Here is a 15,300-nt window from a genome sequence, read left to right as displayed (position 1 = left end):
CAGGTGCTAGTCGGGCTGGCCGGCGATCTCGGCGCGGACCCGGTGCTGGAAGGCGCGCGCCTGGACGCCGGTGGGCGGCGGCCCACCGTGCCGCGCGGCGACCGCACGACGGATCACCTCGGCCGGCTCTCCGGCGTCGATCAGCCGCTGCCCGGCCGCCACCTTTGAGTGCCAGACGCCGTCGCGGTGGCGTACCAACGACCGGCAGGCACCGAGCACCGCGTTCTCCGCGCCGGGCGCCGGCTGTTCGTCCGGCAGCGTCGGCAGGGCCAGCCACCAGGTCAGCGCCTCGATCAGCAGGCGACGCAGGTCGGCCGGGGCCAGGTCCGCGAAAACTTCGTCCGCTGGCGGCCCGAGGAGTGGCAGCCCGCTCTGGTGCAGGATGCTGCGGTCCAGCCCGTACCAGAACCGGCCATCGGTCGCCGGCCGGTCCGCCGGGTCGAGGGTGCACCGGAACGTCATCCCGGAGCCGGTGTTCAGCTCGACCTCGAAGCCGGGCTCCGGGCTGCCGGCGGCGGCCACCGCCCGTTGGTAGGCGACCAGCTCCAGCCCGCGCGCCGGGCAGGGCAGCGCCTCGTGTCGCAGCCGCGCCACCAGCGCCCGCTTGTCCGCCTCGGTCAGCGGCCCGGCGCAGACCAGCGCCACATCCACATCGCTGCGGCCCGACTGGTACGCGCCGAGCCCCACCGAGCCGGCGCCGTAGGCGCCCACCAGGTCGTCGCCGAGCACACCCCGGGCGGCGTCGACCAGCTCGTCGAGGTAGCGGCGAAGATCCGTGTCCACGCCCCATCCTCACCCGTGGCCAGCACCGCCCCGAACCCGGGTCGCCCGGCGGCGGCGGCCCTACCCGGCGTAGAGCAGCAGCAGCCCGGCGACGGTGTAGGCGACCATCAGCGCCAGCAGCGGGAGCTGACCGGCCACCGCTCGGGCACGGGGGAACAGGTACAGGGCCCGGTCGTGGGCGAGCAGCGTGCCGAGCAGGTGCCCGAGGATGATGACGGTGATCTGGAGGCTGGCCACCCCGGAGGGGGTGACCAGCCCGGTGTACGGCTGCCAGTCGGCGGTGCCGAGCAAGTTGGCGCCGGTGCCGAGGGGGTCGGAGAGCAGCGCGACGGTGCGCTGACCTTCCAGGATCAGCAGCGAGTAGTAGTGCGCCACCAGGTAGCCCGCCGCGATCGGCACGATCGAGTGGGCAAGTTCGCCCGGCACCCCGCGACCCGAGCCGGCACCGTCGACCGAGCCGGCACCGTCGACCGGGGCCGCGCCGGTGTGGCCGATCCGGGCCGCGGGGACGGTGGCGGCGAGGTACGCCGCGGCGACGGCAGCGATGACCAGGATCAGCCCGACGCTGCCGGTGACCGCCGCCGGCAGGCCGTTCTCTTGGGTGAAGCGCAGCCAGGCCGGCGCGTTGGAGAGGCTGTCGAACATGGTCGAGCCGAGCAGTACGACCACCACGGCGACCAGCCCGGGTCGGGGCCGCAGCCCGGCGATCCCGTCGAGCGGGTTGCGCCACACCAGCACGCCGTCCGCGGCCCGGCCGACCGGCGCGAGTTGGCCGACCAGCCCGCTGTACACCTCGAACGGGTCGGCCCGGTCGAACCAGCCCGCACCGAACAACGCCGCCCCGGCCAGCATGACCACGGCGTACCCGGCGAGCCAGGCGGTGATGACCGGCAGGGTGGCCCGGTCGGGTGCGACCAGCTCCAGCCAGACGAACCCGAACAGGGTGACGGCGGCCGGCCAGAGCCCCAGGCCGGCCGGCAGCTCACGGACGCCGCGCGCCGGATCACGCCGCGCCGCCAGCGCGGCGAGCAGGTGCACGGTCCGCAGCGGGTTGACCGTCCGCCACACCGGGCCGAGCACCAGCGACACGGGCACCAGCCCGACCCAGAGCAGCACGTAGAGCGCGCCGGCCGTCGGGTTGTTCGGGGTGTCCGGCCCGGCCAGCAGGCCCAGGCAGAACCAGCCCGCGGCGAGCAGGCCCACGCCGCGCAGCGCCCACCGGAACGCGGGCGCGTCGACGAGCCGGGCCAGGCGCTGCGGCACCGGCCGGCCGCCGGTCGCGTCCCGGTCGAGCCGTGGTTCGCGCCAGAGCAGACCCAGCGCGAGGAACGTGACGACCAGGGTCAGGGCGGCGGCGATGACGAGCTGCGGCAGCGTGATCGGCAGGTCCTGGCGACCACCGACACCATGCGCCAGCACCGCTGGGGCGCCGGTCATGGTGCTCAGCGGACGACGAGCTGGAACAGCACCAGCTCGGTCTCGTGCGTCTCCACCTCGAACAGCCCGGTCTTCTCGGCGCGGAACTCCACCGAGGCGGGCGTGCCGGCCGGCAGTCGGGCACCCAGCTCGTAGCCGTGCACGTGCAGCTCGTCGGAAACGTCCGAGGTGACCGTGATCCGTACCAGCTGGCCCTTGTCCACGGTGATCCGCCCGGTCGGCGGGGTGACCCGCCGCTTGGCGATCGTCACGGTGATCTGCCGGTCCACCGCCGGCGTGCTGGCGGTGGCGCTGGGCGTGGGGCTGTCCGACGCGGCCGGCGCGGTGGTGGTCGTCGGCGGCGCGGCCGTCGGCAGCGTCGACGGGTCGGCCACGGACGGGTCGTCGCCCTGCCCGCAGCCCGTGGCGAGCAGGGCGGTGAGGACACCGGTGGCGAGGACGGCGGGAATGCGGGAACCGGGGGCACGGACGAACACGGGCGGACTCCGAACGACGCGAGGGGGACGGCTGTCGATTTGATCGTCGGGGAGGAGAACTCTACGTCTTGTTCGGCGGCGAGGAAATGACCATGATGAACGGATGCGATCGAGGCTGGTCACTGCCCGTCACCTCCTGAGCCGCGCCGTGGCGGCGCTGGCCGCGACGTTGGTGGTGACGCTGCTGCTGCCGGCCGCTCCGGCGTCCGCGCACGGCCAGTTGGCGACCTCGACCCCGCTGACCGGCACCGTGGTCCGCGAGCCGCTGGCACAGGTGGCGTTGTACTTCACCGAGAAGCCGGCGTCCAACGCCCACTTCACCGTCACCGGACCGAACGGGTCCCGAGTGGACAACGGCTGGTCGTACGGCGAGCCGAAGCGGTTGGACAAGCCGGTCCAGGAGTATTTCATGGTCAACGGGGTCTTCGAGCCGCGGCTGTACCACACCGGCTTCCCTGCCATGGTGTCCGTGGCGCACTGGCCGGCGAAGGGTCGGTACACCGCCAGCTACCTCTCCGTCGCCTCCGACGGTGAAGCGGTGCGTGGCAGCGTCACGTTCGACTACCAGGGCTCCAGCACGGCGGCGCCGGCCGGTTGGACGGCGCCCACCGACGGGCCCGCACCCACGCTGCTCGCCCTGGTCGAGGGCACCCCGTCGGCGAGTCCCGGCGCCGTCGGCGCGAGCCCCGACCCGGGCGCGACCGGCGGCCCGGCGAGCGAGCCGTCCGGCGCCACGGGGAAAGAGTCGGGCGGCGGGTTGCCGCCGTGGCTGGTGCCGGCCCTGATCGTCGTGGTGGTCGCCGTTGTCGTGCTGGTGGCGGCGCGCCGCAGACCCGCCGCAGGTGGCGCGACCCGCCGGGCCGCCGGGCCGACCCGCAAGCCCGGCACGCCGACCCGCAAAGCGGGTTCCCCGGCCCGCAAGCCCGGCAACCGAGCCGCTGGTCCGGTCCGGCGCGGGCGCCGGTAGCTCGCGACCCCTTCGCACCGGGCATTTCCGGCCTACCATCGCGAACTTTCGCACGGGCATCGGGAACTTTTGATGTATCGATGCAAAGGCATGGACAGATCAATCGAAGCACCTTAATGTCTCGACCCATCAGCCCGGTGTTTCCAAATCGTCACTCGTCGGCGTCGAGGACGTTTCGGATCCGGGCCGGCGGCCACCGCCTCCACCACTGATCAGCGCCGGCCGTCGGATACTCCTATCCCTCCTGGAGGAACGATGGGCACACGGCTGCTACGCCGATTCCGCAGTCCTGTCCTGGGCGCACTGGCACTCGTCCTCGCCGCCGGCTTCTGGGCCGACCCGGCCGACGCCGCCCCCGAGCAGGAACCGGGCGTCACGCTGCGCGTCTTCGACGTGCAGGTTCCGCTCTCCGAACTCTGCACCCTCAAGCCCGCGCAGACCCCGAACGTGGACAAGCTGATGTCCACGATCAACTGGACGTCGACCGCCGACTTCGGCTTCGACAACTACTTCGCCTCGCAGGTGCTCGGCAACATCACCACCACCCAGGCTGGCAGCTACACGTTCCGGCTGAGCAGCGACGACGGATCCAAGCTGTCGATCGACAACACCGTGGTGATCAACCACGACGGCCTGCACGGCGCGACGCCGCCCAAGGAGGGCACCGTCACCCTCACCGCCGGGCTGCACCCGCTGCGGATCGATCATTTCGAGCGCGACGGCGGGCAGCAGATCACCCTGGAGTGGAAGACGCCCGGCTCGTCGTCCTTCGTGGTCGTACCGAACTCGGCGCTGAGCACCGACGCCGGTGTGGTCCGGGTGACCGCGCCGGGCCGAAAGGAGTGCGAGGGGGTCACCGACTCCCCCGGTGACGGCCTGCCGCTGACCGCTGTGCACCCCGGCTACACGCTGACCAACCTGCGGCCCACCGGCTTCCAGCCGAAGGTCACCGGGATGGACTGGCTGGCCGACGGTCGACTGGTCATCTCCACCTGGGGCGGCAGCGACCAGTCCGGCACGTCCCAGGACGGCGAGGTGTGGATCATGGGCAACACCGGCGGCGCGACCGGGCCGGGCAACGTGACCACCAAGAAGATCGCCGGCGGCCTCAAGGAACCGATGGGGCTCAAGATCGTCGACGGCGTGGTCTACGTCTCGGAGAAGCAGCGGCTCACCCGGCTGGTGGACACCACCGGCGACGAGGTAACCGACCGCCTCGACACCGTCGCCACCTGGCCGTACGGCGGGAACTTCCACGAGTTCGCGTTCGGCCTGCTCTACCAGGACGGGTTCTTCTACCTGAACCTCTCGGTGTCGATCAACTCCGGTGGCGCCACCACCAACCCGCAGCCGGCCGTGAACCGCGGCACCACCCTCAAGGTCAACAAGGACACCGGCGCGGTCAGCTACGTCGCCGGAGGGTTGCGGACGCCGCACGGCATCGGCTGGGGCCCGGAGGGCGGCATCTTCGTCACCGACAACCAGGGCGGCTGGCTGCCCTCGTCGAAGTTGGTGCACATCAAGCAGGGTCGGTTCTTCAACCACTACATGAACCCGGCCGGCCCGTTCGACACCAACCCGGTCACCGCGCCGGTGCTCTGGATGCCGCAGAACGAGATCGCCAACTCACCCAGCACCCCGCTGTACCTGACCAGCGGCCGGTACGCCGGCCAGTTCGTCATCGGCGACGTGACCTACGGCGGCCTCCAGAGGGCCTACGTGGAGAAGGTCAACGGCGAGTACCAGGGCGCCCTGTTCCGGCTCACCCAGGGCCTGGAAGCGGGCGTCTCCGAGGTGAACCTCGGCCCGGACGGCGCGATCTACGTCGGCGGGCTCGGCGCGGGCGGCAACTGGGGTCAGACCGGCAAGCTGTCGTACGGCCTGCAGAAGCTCACCCCGAACAGCACCAACGCCTTCGAGATGCTGGCCATGCGGGCCACCGAGGCCGGCTTCGAGTTGGAGTACACCCAGCCGGTCTCGGCGGAGACCGCCGCCGAGCTGGCCGCGCGCTACAAGGTCAAGCAGTGGCGGTACCAGCCGACGGCCAGCTACGGCGGCCCGAAGATCGACGAGGAGACGCTGACCGTCACCTCGGCCACCCTCTCGGCGGACGGGAAGAAGGTCACCCTGGCCGTCAACGGTCGCAAGGCCGGCCGGGTGGTGCATCTGCGCTCGCCGCGCCCCTTCACCTCCACCAGCGGCCAGTCGCTCTGGAGCACCGAGGCGTGGTACACGCTCAACGCCATCCCGGGCAGCACCCCGCCACCGACCAGCGGGCCCATCACCGGGATCGGCGGCAAGTGCCTGGACATCAGCAATTCCGGCACCGCGGACGGCACCAAGATCCAGCTCTACACCTGCAACGGCACCGGCGCGCAGTCGTGGAGCCGGGTCGGCGACACCTACCGGGCGCTGGGCAAGTGCCTGGACGTGGACAACGGCGGCACCGCCAACGGCACGAAGGTCCAGCTCTGGACCTGCAACGGCACCGGCGCGCAGGTTTGGCAGAGGCAGTCCGACGGCTCGATCCGCAACCCGCAGTCGGGCAAGGTGCTGGAGGTCGCCGGCGCGGGCACCGCCAACGGCGCCCAGATCCAGATCGGCACCTGGGCGAACGGCGCCCACCAGAAGTGGGTGGTCAGCGTCGGCTGATCACCTGCCGCCGGTCGTAGGGGCGTGGTCTGACCGACAACCGGTCGGGCCGCGCCCCGGCCGCCCGACGCAGGTCGTTGGTGGCGGCGGTCGGTCAGGGGCCCTGCGGCAACGGCTGGGCCAGCGCCCCCAGGTCGGCCGGCAGTTGGGCCAGCACGTCCTCGAACTCCCGGTGCCCGACCACCCGGTGCATCGTCTGAAGTACGGCCCGGACGCCCCGCTCGGCGGCGGATCGGTCCGTCCCGGCACGGTCAGCCACCCGCCGCATGAACTCGTCGTAGCCGAATGCTTCCGGCGGCTCGACGGCCTTGACCAGCAGCGGGCTCAGCTCAGGGGCCAGGTGGGGGGCCAACTCGGCCGCCTCCCCACCGCTGAGCCGCTCGGTTAGGGTACGCAGAACGGCCTCGGTCAGCGGGCGTGCCTGCTCCGGCGGAACACCCGCCCGTGCCGCAACCTTGTCGACGAACGTCAGCTCGGCCATGCCCCCGCCCTTCCCGTTCCGGAGACGCGTGGCTACCCGGGCCCAGCGGCGGCAAACCCGGGCCAGGCGTCGTCCCTCTGCGCGAGAGCGGCGCGCTGCCGTACCAGCTGCGTTCTCCTGGTTGGTCCGCGCGGCGCCGGCCGCGTCTCGTACGGTGAGGTCGAACGGGGAACTCGGCGGCCGCCCGACGGCGGCCTGCGTCGCAGGAGGAGCAGATGGCGGTCGACCTGCCCGACGTGATCGACCGGTACTTCCGGGCCGTCGACGACGGCAACCTGGACGCGTTCGTCGCCTGCTTCACGGACACCGCGAGCGTGGCCGACGAGGATCGGCTGCACGAGGGACGGGCCGCGATCCGCGCCTGGCGGGAGCGGACGACGGCGGCGTACTCGTACACCGCCGAGCCGGTGAAGGTCACGCCGCAGGCGGGCGACTCGTACCTGGTGCTCACCCGGGTGTCGGGCAGCTTTCCCGGCAGCCCGATCGAGCTGCGATACCGGTTCACGCTGCGCGACGGTCTGATCGGCGCCCTGAACATCCGCCCGTAGTGACCGCCCGATCCGGTTCGGCACGACCGCCCTCCATCGCCGCCGAAACGGAGGACACGGCCGGCCAGCCAGCGGATGACATGATGTGCCTACAACGGCTGTCGCAACGAGGAAGGGTGCTGCTGACCGATGGCGCACTTCGAGGCCCGCACGTCCGCGGCACCCGGCCGGATCGTGGTGACGCTGAACGGTGAGTGCGACCTGGCCGTCCGGGACGAGCCGACCGGCGTTCTGGACATCACCAGCGTTGGCAACCTGCTGCGTCCGCCCGCCGACGACCCGCGTCTGGGGGGCTGATGCCGTCCGACCGGCGGGAGACCCGCAACGTCGCCGAGCAGTACGCGTCCGCTCGGATCCCGGACACCATGGCGTACCAGGCGGCGACCGACCTGCACGCGCTGCGCGCGTTCGTCTGCACCGGGGCACTCGCCCGGGGCCTGCCGCCGCACCGGGTGGAGTTGCTGACGTTGGTGGTCAGTGAGCTGGCCACCAACACCTTGCAGCACACGACCGGCGGCGGCCGGGTCCGGCTCTGGGCCGAGGCCGATCAGCTGATCTGCGATGTCGTCGACCAGGGGCCGATGCGGGCGTTCGGCCGCGACATGCCGCCGGCCGACGCGGTACGGGGTCGAGGGCTGGCGATCGTCGAGCAGGTCTGCGACGAGGTCGCCGTGCTGGCCGAGCCGGAGGGGACGGTCGTCCGCATCCGGCTCGGCCTGTGACCCGGCGGCTCGGGGCAGTACGCGCACGGCCAGCGTGCCGGGTCGATCCGCACCCGTTGGGGCCACGCCGGCTGCCACAATGCGGACAGCCCGGCCGGACGGTGGCGCCGGGTGGACCCTGATCAGGAGGACGGCACCATGCCGGACAGCGAACGCGAGGCGGAACTGTTCGACGCTGAGCGCACCCTGCAGGCCGCGCAGCGGGCCGGCGACGTCGCGGCCCTCGACCAGTTGCTCGTCGACCAGCTGATCGCCATCGGCCCGGACGGCGGCAAGCTCACCAAGCGGGACGACCTGACCGCGCACCGGGACCGGACCTCGGTCGTCCAGGAGCTGGTCGAGGAGGAACTGGACCTGCTCGTCGTCGGGTCGACCGGGGTGACGTTCTTCCTGGGCCGGGTGGCCGGGGTGTACGACGGCGTGCCGTTCGCGGCGCGCCTGCGGTACACCCGGACCTGGGTCCACGACGACAGACACGGCTGGCGGGTGCTGGCCGCACACATCAGCCCGGTCTGACCCGCCGGCTCAGGTCGTGGACTCCAGCTCGTCGAACGCCAGGCTCCACCAGGATTCCGGATCGGCGAACGCCGTCGGGTCGACCTCCCGCAGGTCGATGCGAATCCGCGCGGCACGGGCCGCGCGCTCCCGGCCGCCCGGGTCGGTGGCGATGAGCTGGCCCAGCCGGTACAGGAACTCCACGAACGCGGCGAAGCTGCTGTTGACCGTCTCCAGGTTCGGCGTCTGCAGGTCGAGCAGCACCACCGCGCCGGTCGCCGCCTCCAGGCAGAACAGCAGCATCGGGTCCTCGGGCGAGCTGCCCAGCACGACGTACGCGCGCGGCGCCTCGTCGCCCACCTCGATCCGCAGGGTGGAGAAGAGCTCCACGTCGGGGGCGGAGACGTCGACCGTGAACAGGATCGGCACCTCGACCGGCAGGGCGCCGTACGGCGGGAACGTCTCCGGCCCCAACGGGCCCAGGATCGCGTCGAAGCGCTGGTCCGGGAAGTAGATGACGCCGCGCTCGCCCCACAGCGTGACCAACTCCTCGCGGGTGACCGTCACCGCCCGCGCTCCGCGTCGGGGTCGTCCGCCTCTTCTTCGTCGTCCTCGTCGAGCAGGCCCTGCTGGCCGAGGAAGGCCCACCATCGGTCGTCGGCGGGGGTCAGCTCGGCGTAGCCCGGGCCGAGCAGGTAGTAGTGCACGAAGGAGTCCAGGTCGGGGGCGAGCTCCTCGAAGGCGTCCGACATGAACCACTCGGTGCCGGTCGGCGTGAAGTACCAGATGGCGCCGGTGCCGCGATCCATGAAGATCGGCTCGTCGCTGTGGGTGCCGATCACCAGCCACCCCGCCCGGTCCTCGGGAATGGACGAGAAGGCCGGCGCGTAGTCGAGGTGGTACTGGATGCCGGCGAGGGTCGATGTGGACGCCAACTCGATCCGACCGGCGCGCAGCCCGTCGGCCACCAGCAGGAGGTCCCGCAGGCCCGCCGGAAGGTCCGCCGGCAGGGCGTCGGTGGCCGCGCCGTCGCCGAACTGGGCGTACCCCAGATTTGCCGGCTGGTCCTCAACCAGGTCGGCCCGCAGCTCCTCGATGAGCTGGTGCAGCTCGGGGGTCAATCCACCACCTCTATTCGGATCGGGGTGCCGTCCGGCAAGTTCTGGATCTGCCCCCAGATCTGCGAGCCGATGTCCGTGTTGGTTCTACCATGCAGCAACTTGAGATTCTCAACGGTGTCCGGCCCACCGAGTTGGAGCTCCCACACGTGGTCCGGGTGGTAGCTGCTGAGCCGTTCACTCAGCCGGTTGGCCAGATCCTTGTCGTGTGGCCAGTACTTGTCCCAGATCTTCTGCCGGATCCGCTCCTTGTAACCGTCGGTGATGCTCTTGTCCCGCTCGACCGGGTTGGTGGCCTTGTAGAGCTTGCCCTCGTCGCTGAGCTTCTGCAGCGCCGCCATCTTGCGCCGGAACTGCGAGGTGGCGTGGAAGTCCTTGCGCGTGACCTGGATCACCTTCGTCGGCAGGCTGTGATCCGGCCCGGTCACCCGGACCTTCGGCTTCTCGAGCTTCTTGACGGCCGCGCTGACGATCTTGCCGGCGGCCGGCTTCGGGGCTGCGCCGCGACCACTCCTCGGCTTGCTAGGCATCGAGAAGCTGCCCAATGACCTGGTCGATCAGCAGGCCGACGATCTCGCGAGTGATCATCTGAAAGATCGGGATCTCGGCCAGCGTGGCCCCGAAGGTGGCCACCGCGGTCGCGATCGCCTGCGCCACCTGAAACGCGAGGATCGCCAACTGCACGATCACCTGAATCTTCAACGCCAGGACGATCGCCGCGCAGATGATCAGGCCGGCGCCGAGAATGACGGCCGCCTGAGCAGCGTCCCGAAGCACCGACGGCCCACTCTGCTCACCCGTCCACCAGCCCTGGAACGCCTGCACCGCCGGGCCGAGGTTCTGCGACCACACCTGGGTCGCGCCCGCGTCCGCCTCGCCGGCCGTGGCGCCGATCCGGCCGGCGAAGTCGATCCACGCCTGGCCCATCTCGAAGAGCTTCTCCTCGTCGCCCTCCGGCCAGGAGTAGCCGATCCAGCTCAGCGCGGTGACCAACTCACCCGGCAGCTGCAAGCCCACTCCGCTACCCCAATCCGCCGGCCAGCGAGCGCATCGTGCCCGCGCCGTCCTCGTCGACCCGGTCGTACGCGTCGGCCATGCTGGTCAGATCGCCACCGGCCGAGCCGATCTCCTCCGCCGCGATCCCGATGCAGTCGAAGACGTACGCGGCGACACCGGTGTAGGCGACCCCGATCAGCGAACCGATGTCGTCGGCGCCCCACGGCTCGCCGTAACCGGCCATCTGCGCCTCGAAGCCGTCCAACTCGTCGAGGAACCGGCTGGCGACATCGGAGACGGTCCCGCCGGCGTCGCGCATCGACTGCGGCTCCACCTCGAAGCCGTCGCCGCTCATTTCGGGCCGCCCCGGACCATCCGCTCCTGCGCATCGGTCAGCGCCTGGAGGAACGACCCCAGGCGCGGCACCGCCGTGTCCCGGACCTCCGCCAACTGCTCCCGCAACTGCGTCAGGTCACCGACCTGCGGGGGCACCGTGGCACCCCGCATCGCGTCGATCGCCGCGTTGACAGCGGTGGTGATGTGCTCGGTCAGCTCCACCGAACCGAGCCGCATCAGCCGAGGCTCCACCCAGAGCGAGCGCAGCCGACCGTCCGGGCCCAGCTCGGCGCGGACCTGACCGTCCGCTGCCTCGCCGGCCGGCGGATCGGCCGGTACGTCATCGGTCGGAGCGCTGACCGCCGCCAGCGCCTGCATCGTCGCGTCCAACATGCGGCTGAAGTCGCCGCTGACCGGATCCGCCGCCATGTGCCCTCCCCAAAGGCCGAACGGGCCGAGCCTAACCGACGGGTACCACGGCTTCACCCGGCCCGGCCGACCCTGGACACCATCATGGACGGATGACGCTCGCCGGCACTAGGACGCGGGTGCCCGCTCGATGGTGACGTCGACCGGCCCGATGCGCAGGGTGCCGTCGGTGAGTGGTGTGCAGCGGATGCCGCCGGTGGTGCGTAGCGCCTTCCACGCCCCCGGGCCGACCGTGACGTCCATCCACGCGCACGGCCGGGCTGCCCGGTTGACCCGCAGGCTGACCGGGCCGTCACCGGAGTCCAGGACCAGCACCTTGCCGATCAGCTCGTCCACCGCGATGCCGGTGGTGAGGACGTTGCGCCGGACCTCCGCCAGGCCGACGCCGGGTGGCAACGACTCCCGGGCGATCACCGTCACGCTGGCGTCGCGGTGCGCGGGCTGGCCGAAGTACCGGTCGCCGACGATGCCGAGGCCGGCCCGGATCCGGACCACGTCGACCAGCTCACCGGGCGGGGCCGGCGCCGGGCCGTCGGTGGGCCGGCCCAGGAAGCGGTGCACGGGCGAGGCCAGCAACTCGACGATCTGCGGCATGGACGGATTCTACGAACCGGACGACACCCTCCGGGCCGGCTCGGCGGACCCGGCCGTCGGTGGCCCCGCGGCCGGTGGTCGTGACGGTGGGGACGGCGACACGGGCGCCGCCGTCCCCACGAGATGAGGTCAGGCCGGAGTGCCGGTGACGGTCAGGTTCCGCAGTCGGCCCACGTTGTCGAACGAGCCGAAGCCCACCCGCCCGGAGCCGAACGTGGTGTCCTTCGCGGTCATCAGCGGGTCCCGGTGCCCGTCGACGTAGACCGCGATCTCGCCGGTGGCCGGCAGGTGGACGACCCGTACGCGGTGCCAGTCGGCATCGGTGATCGCCGGGTTGGCGCCACGGGACCGGCCGTTCCACTGGTGGTCGATGCGCTCCCGGTCGGCATTGTTGACCTTGAAGATCCCGTTGTGCGGATAGATCGTGTTGTCGGTGGAGAGGTGGGCGTAGTAGAACTCGGTGTCCGAGCGCCAGCCGAAGACGATGATCACGTCCCGGTTGCTGACCTCCACCGGCGTGTCGAGCCGTACCCGCGCCTCGACCTCGACCGACGACCACTCCGGACCGCCGGTCAGTACGGCGTACTCGAACGGCCGGCGCGGCCCGGGCCGGCTGACTCCGGCCTCGGCGAGGATGACCTGGTCGCGGGTGAACTGCCACTTCGCCGGGGTTACCGGCGCCCAGCTCGAGGCCCCCGCGGTGCGGCGCAGGGTGGTGTTCCCGACGTCGCCGCTGGCGAAGACCCGGGTGCCGGTGACCTTCCAGATCTTTCCGTTGGCCTTGGCGACCACATAGAGCTCACCGGCGGCGTCGGTGCCGAAGCGCAGGTCGACGCGGTTGGGGTCACCGGGGGCGCCGGGCCCGGACAGGTCCCGCATCCGGACCGGGCTGCCGGCGGTGTCGAACAGGGCGAGCTGGTGGATCGGGGCCAGGCCCCGGCCGCGACGCATCTCGTTCGCCTCGGTGTAGAGCACCCGGCCGTCGACCAGGTCACCGAAGACGTACTTCCCGCGCAGCGCGGGCAGGGCGCGACCCCGGTAGACGAACCCGCCGGCCACCGCGACGCCGACGTCGGCGGTGCAGTTCCAGCCCGCGGCGGGGTCGTGGTCGTACGCGGCGACCGGGTACGTGTACCCGTACTGGTCGTCGTCGGCGGGCAGCGGGAACAGCCGGTCGCAGGGGTTCGTGGCCGTCTTGTCGAAGACGAAGGATCCCTCGCGCTCGCTCCAGCCGAAGTTGTCGCCGGCGCGCACCTCGTAGATCGCCTCGATGGCGTGCTCACCGATGTGCCCGAGGTACATCCGGCCGGTCGCCCGGTCCCAGCTGAAGCGGTGCGGGTCGCGGAAGCCCAGGGCGTAGATCTCACCGAGCGCGCCGGCCCGGCCGACGAACGGGTTCGTGGCGGGGATGCCGTACCGCCCGTTGGCGGAGGTGGTGCCGCGCGGGTCGATCCGCAGCAGCTTGCCGTGCGGCAGGCCCAGGTTCTGCGGGTCGGTGTTGCGCACACCCAGGCCACCGTCGCCGACCGCCAGGTACAGCAGGCCGTAGTCGGCGTCGTGGCGCTTCGCGGTGGGATTGAAGTTGATCTCCTGGATGCCGTGCACCTGGCCGCCGAAGCCGATGCGCAGCACCTCCCGCCGGGTACCGGCGAACGTGTCGGCGGCCGGGTCGGTCGCCGTCCACTCGGTGATGACACCGTGGTAGATCGTGCCGGGCTGGGCGTAGTCCGGCGGCGTGATCGCCGCCGAGGCCGACTCGGTGTGGATGGTGTAGAACCGGCCGTTGGCGCCGAACTCCGGGTGGAAGGCGACGTACCCGAAGCCCTGGCCCAGGCCACGGCCGGAGAAGAACTGCGGCGCGAACGTCGCCGCCACGTCGAGGTAGACGTGCGGCACGCCACCCTCGACCAGGTAGAGGCTGCCGTTCAGGTCGGGCACGGCGCGCCGGCCGGAGCCGTCGGGCACCTCCACGATGGTGTTGATCCGGGCGGTCCGCATGAGCCGCTGATCGGTCGGGGCCGGGTTGGGGTACGACTGCGGGAAGCTGGCGTACTCGCTGAGGACCAGCCCGAGCCGCGACTGGATCGGCATCTCGGGGACCGGGTCGTAGACCGCCCCGGCGGCCTGGGCGGGCGTCGCGAGCAGGGTGGACAGGACCAGCACGAGGGCGGTGAGGCCGGCCGTCAGTACGGGTCCGCGGATCCTGCGGGCGCTGTCGTGGAGGGTGAGCACGCGTGTCTCCTTCTCGGTGGGACGGTGCCGAGGGTGGTCAGCGGGCCAGGTGGCGGTACTGCCTCCGCACGTCGCTCGCGGAGACCACGCTGTCGAGGAACATCAGGCCGTCCATGCGGCAGTCGCACGGATTGCGCTCCAGCGTGTCCTGGGGGAAGCTTCCGCCGATCTTGATGCCCCGGGGGTCGGAGGCGGTGGTCACGTGCGGGCCGGGCCCCGACACGAGCCACGGGTCGTCGGTGCGGGTGTAGAAGCCGTCCACCGGTTCGCCGTTGCGGTAGAGGGCGAGGGCGCCGGTGGCGAAGTCGAAGGTGGCGGCGAGGTGCACCCACTCCCCTTCCGGCAGCAGGTCCCGCCAGTCCTGGCTGGCGGCGAACGTCTGCGAGTTGCCGCCGTCGAGCCGCCGGCCGAGCGCGACCAGCCGCAGCTCCCCGTTGACGTCGATCAGCTCCAGCAGGGCCCGGACGCCGTGGCCGTCGGAGTCGCCGGTCAACACTCCGGCCAGCCCGATGGCGTTGAAGCGATCGTTCGGGTCGGCGGTGGTGGAGTTGGGCAGCGGGCTGTCCATCTGCAGCTTGAACCAGCCCATCACGGTGGTGCCGGCGGTGGCGTTGAAGGCGCGGAGCGTCCGCACCCCGCTGGCCGACCAGGTGCCGGACTTCCAGTCGTCGTTGCCGGCCACCGCCGGGTCGACTTGCCGGGTCTGCAGCGCCCTGCCGCTGCCCCGGTAGGCGTGGTCGGCCACCCGCATGGCGGGACCGCCGTTGATCAGCTCGATCTCGGTCCCGGAGCGACCCTGGTCGCGCTCCAGCGCGGGGTCGCCCGGCACCGGGTGGTCGAAGTCGTACGCGGCGACCAGGTGCGCTCGCAGGGCCGGGTGGACATCGGACGGACGGTTCCGGTCCGCCTGTGCCGGTGGCGCCCCCGTGCCGGTCAGCACGCCGACCGCCAGGAGGGAGACGGTGGCGACGGCGGCTCTTCTGGCCCTGGACATCGCGTTCACCTCATTTCGCGGCACGCCGGTGCCGACTAAC

The 15,300-nt window shown here is 71.7% G+C and carries 20 protein-coding genes; 7 read left to right on the top strand and 13 right to left on the bottom strand.

Translation table 11 applies throughout. From position 1 onward, the window contains the following. Positions 1 to 6: 6 nt before the first annotated feature. From ABZV00_RS16925 to ABZV00_RS16915, 3 genes are read right to left on the bottom strand one after another with little or no spacing between them, the layout of a single operon-like run. Entirely contained in the window at positions 7 to 783 is a 777-nt protein-coding gene (locus ABZV00_RS16925; RefSeq protein WP_355606889.1) for a nucleotidyltransferase domain-containing protein, read from the bottom strand. Positions 784 to 843: 60 nt separating this feature from the next. Beyond that, positions 844 to 2,220, bottom strand: a complete 1,377-nt coding sequence (locus tag ABZV00_RS16920; protein ID WP_355606886.1) for a hypothetical protein — start codon at positions 2,218 to 2,220, stop codon at positions 844 to 846. Between the two features lie 5 nt (positions 2,221 to 2,225). Continuing rightward, positions 2,226 to 2,696: a hypothetical protein gene (locus ABZV00_RS16915; RefSeq protein WP_355606883.1), complete on the bottom strand. Its 471-nt coding sequence runs from the start codon at positions 2,694 to 2,696 to the stop codon at positions 2,226 to 2,228. Positions 2,697 to 2,799: 103 nt separating this feature from the next. Between ABZV00_RS16915 and ABZV00_RS16910 the strand changes: the two genes are divergently transcribed. Further along, positions 2,800 to 3,663 carry a copper resistance protein CopC gene (locus ABZV00_RS16910; RefSeq protein ID WP_355606881.1) on the top strand — a complete coding sequence of 288 codons (864 nt, stop codon included), beginning with the start codon at positions 2,800 to 2,802 and terminating at the stop codon, positions 3,661 to 3,663. A 255-nt stretch (positions 3,664 to 3,918) separates the two neighbouring features. Further along, positions 3,919 to 6,315, top strand: a complete 2,397-nt coding sequence (locus tag ABZV00_RS16905; RefSeq protein ID WP_355606878.1) for a ricin-type beta-trefoil lectin domain protein — start codon at positions 3,919 to 3,921, stop codon at positions 6,313 to 6,315. A 94-nt stretch (positions 6,316 to 6,409) separates the two neighbouring features. Here ABZV00_RS16905 and ABZV00_RS16900 read toward each other — a convergent pair whose 3' ends face one another. Next, positions 6,410 to 6,796, bottom strand: a complete 387-nt coding sequence (locus ABZV00_RS16900; protein WP_328416002.1) for a DUF2267 domain-containing protein — start codon at positions 6,794 to 6,796, stop codon at positions 6,410 to 6,412. Positions 6,797 to 7,011: 215 nt separating this feature from the next. On the opposite strand from ABZV00_RS16900, the gene ABZV00_RS16895 reads away from it, so the two are divergent. The 4 genes from ABZV00_RS16895 (at position 7,012) to ABZV00_RS16880 (ending at position 8,582) form a co-directional block, all read left to right on the top strand. Continuing rightward, the gene (locus tag ABZV00_RS16895) at positions 7,012 to 7,344 is read left to right on the top strand and encodes a nuclear transport factor 2 family protein (RefSeq protein WP_328416000.1); all 333 of its coding nucleotides are present in this window, start codon (positions 7,012 to 7,014) and stop codon (positions 7,342 to 7,344) included. Positions 7,345 to 7,473: 129 nt separating this feature from the next. Then, entirely contained in the window at positions 7,474 to 7,641 is a 168-nt protein-coding gene (locus ABZV00_RS16890; RefSeq protein WP_355606873.1) for a hypothetical protein, read from the top strand. After that, on the top strand, positions 7,641 to 8,066 hold the full coding sequence (locus tag ABZV00_RS16885) for an ATP-binding protein (RefSeq protein WP_355606870.1): 426 nt from the start codon (positions 7,641 to 7,643) through the stop codon (positions 8,064 to 8,066). The genes ABZV00_RS16890 and ABZV00_RS16885 overlap by 1 nt, the downstream gene beginning before the upstream one ends. Before the next feature lie 111 nt (positions 8,067 to 8,177). Further along, entirely contained in the window at positions 8,178 to 8,582 is a 405-nt protein-coding gene (locus ABZV00_RS16880; protein WP_328415995.1) for a nuclear transport factor 2 family protein, read from the top strand. Between the two features lie 9 nt (positions 8,583 to 8,591). Here the strand turns inward: ABZV00_RS16880 and ABZV00_RS16875 are convergent, their stop codons facing one another. The 7 genes from ABZV00_RS16875 to ABZV00_RS16845 form a co-directional block, all read right to left on the bottom strand. Beyond that, positions 8,592 to 9,128 (bottom strand): SUKH-4 family immunity protein, encoded by a 537-nt coding sequence (locus tag ABZV00_RS16875; RefSeq protein WP_355606867.1) that lies wholly within the window; start codon positions 9,126 to 9,128, stop codon positions 8,592 to 8,594. After that, positions 9,125 to 9,682: a hypothetical protein gene (locus ABZV00_RS16870; RefSeq protein WP_355606865.1), complete on the bottom strand. Its 558-nt coding sequence runs from the start codon at positions 9,680 to 9,682 to the stop codon at positions 9,125 to 9,127. The genes ABZV00_RS16875 and ABZV00_RS16870 overlap by 4 nt, the downstream gene beginning before the upstream one ends. Further along, positions 9,679 to 10,209 (bottom strand): endonuclease, encoded by a 531-nt coding sequence (locus ABZV00_RS16865; protein ID WP_328415989.1) that lies wholly within the window; start codon positions 10,207 to 10,209, stop codon positions 9,679 to 9,681. Before ABZV00_RS16865 ends, ABZV00_RS16870 begins: the two co-directional genes overlap by 4 nt. Continuing rightward, positions 10,202 to 10,696 (bottom strand): hypothetical protein, encoded by a 495-nt coding sequence (locus ABZV00_RS16860; protein ID WP_328415987.1) that lies wholly within the window; start codon positions 10,694 to 10,696, stop codon positions 10,202 to 10,204. Before ABZV00_RS16860 ends, ABZV00_RS16865 begins: the two co-directional genes overlap by 8 nt. A 4-nt stretch (positions 10,697 to 10,700) precedes the next feature. Continuing rightward, entirely contained in the window at positions 10,701 to 11,030 is a 330-nt protein-coding gene (locus ABZV00_RS16855) for a hypothetical protein (protein WP_355606862.1), read from the bottom strand. Beyond that, positions 11,027 to 11,440: a YbaB/EbfC family nucleoid-associated protein gene (locus ABZV00_RS16850; protein ID WP_355606859.1), complete on the bottom strand. Its 414-nt coding sequence runs from the start codon at positions 11,438 to 11,440 to the stop codon at positions 11,027 to 11,029. Before ABZV00_RS16850 ends, ABZV00_RS16855 begins: the two co-directional genes overlap by 4 nt. A 108-nt stretch (positions 11,441 to 11,548) precedes the next feature. Then, on the bottom strand, positions 11,549 to 12,034 hold the full coding sequence (locus ABZV00_RS16845) for a molybdenum cofactor biosysynthesis protein (protein WP_355606856.1): 486 nt from the start codon (positions 12,032 to 12,034) through the stop codon (positions 11,549 to 11,551). On the opposite strand from ABZV00_RS16845, the gene ABZV00_RS16840 reads away from it, so the two are divergent. Beyond that, on the top strand, positions 12,033 to 12,161 hold the full coding sequence (locus tag ABZV00_RS16840; RefSeq protein ID WP_355606853.1) for a hypothetical protein: 129 nt from the start codon (positions 12,033 to 12,035) through the stop codon (positions 12,159 to 12,161). The two genes, ABZV00_RS16845 and ABZV00_RS16840, sit on opposite strands and share 2 nt — an antisense overlap. Positions 12,162 to 12,163: 2 nt before the next feature. Here the strand turns inward: ABZV00_RS16840 and ABZV00_RS16835 are convergent, their stop codons facing one another. Together ABZV00_RS16835 and ABZV00_RS16830 are read right to left on the bottom strand one after the other, a co-directional pair. Further along, positions 12,164 to 14,266, bottom strand: coding sequence for a PQQ-dependent sugar dehydrogenase (locus tag ABZV00_RS16835; protein ID WP_355606850.1), 2,103 nt, complete (start codon positions 14,264 to 14,266; stop codon positions 12,164 to 12,166). 37 nt (positions 14,267 to 14,303) lie between these two features. Further along, the gene (locus ABZV00_RS16830) at positions 14,304 to 15,260 is read right to left on the bottom strand and encodes a LamG-like jellyroll fold domain-containing protein (protein ID WP_355606847.1); all 957 of its coding nucleotides are present in this window, start codon (positions 15,258 to 15,260) and stop codon (positions 14,304 to 14,306) included. Positions 15,261 to 15,300: the final 40 nt, after the last annotated feature.

Origin of the sequence: Micromonospora sp. NPDC005173, assembly GCF_040608515.1 — a bacterium.
In the GTDB taxonomy this organism is placed as follows: Bacteria; Actinomycetota; Actinomycetes; order Mycobacteriales; family Micromonosporaceae; genus Micromonospora.
The sequence above is the reverse complement of the archived record's forward strand: the minus strand, read 5'-3'. Positions and strand labels throughout refer to the sequence as shown.

Coding starts and splice junctions, on each gene's coding strand:
- ABZV00_RS16920 (WP_355606886.1), bottom strand. CDS start 2,220: ATGACCGGCGCCCCAGCGGTGCTGGCGCATGGTGTCGGTGGTCGCCAG.
- ABZV00_RS16910 (WP_355606881.1), top strand. CDS start 2,800: ATGCGATCGAGGCTGGTCACTGCCCGTCACCTCCTGAGCCGCGCCGTG.
- ABZV00_RS16905 (WP_355606878.1), top strand. CDS start 3,919: ATGGGCACACGGCTGCTACGCCGATTCCGCAGTCCTGTCCTGGGCGCA.
- ABZV00_RS16900 (WP_328416002.1), bottom strand. CDS start 6,796: ATGGCCGAGCTGACGTTCGTCGACAAGGTTGCGGCACGGGCGGGTGTT.
- ABZV00_RS16895 (WP_328416000.1), top strand. CDS start 7,012: ATGGCGGTCGACCTGCCCGACGTGATCGACCGGTACTTCCGGGCCGTC.
- ABZV00_RS16890 (WP_355606873.1), top strand. CDS start 7,474: ATGGCGCACTTCGAGGCCCGCACGTCCGCGGCACCCGGCCGGATCGTG.
- ABZV00_RS16885 (WP_355606870.1), top strand. CDS start 7,641: ATGCCGTCCGACCGGCGGGAGACCCGCAACGTCGCCGAGCAGTACGCG.
- ABZV00_RS16865 (WP_328415989.1), bottom strand. CDS start 10,209: ATGCCTAGCAAGCCGAGGAGTGGTCGCGGCGCAGCCCCGAAGCCGGCC.
- ABZV00_RS16855 (WP_355606862.1), bottom strand. CDS start 11,030: ATGAGCGGCGACGGCTTCGAGGTGGAGCCGCAGTCGATGCGCGACGCC.
- ABZV00_RS16850 (WP_355606859.1), bottom strand. CDS start 11,440: ATGGCGGCGGATCCGGTCAGCGGCGACTTCAGCCGCATGTTGGACGCG.
- ABZV00_RS16840 (WP_355606853.1), top strand. CDS start 12,033: ATGGACGGATTCTACGAACCGGACGACACCCTCCGGGCCGGCTCGGCG.
- ABZV00_RS16845 (WP_355606856.1), bottom strand. CDS start 12,034: ATGCCGCAGATCGTCGAGTTGCTGGCCTCGCCCGTGCACCGCTTCCTG.
- ABZV00_RS16830 (WP_355606847.1), bottom strand. CDS start 15,260: ATGTCCAGGGCCAGAAGAGCCGCCGTCGCCACCGTCTCCCTCCTGGCG.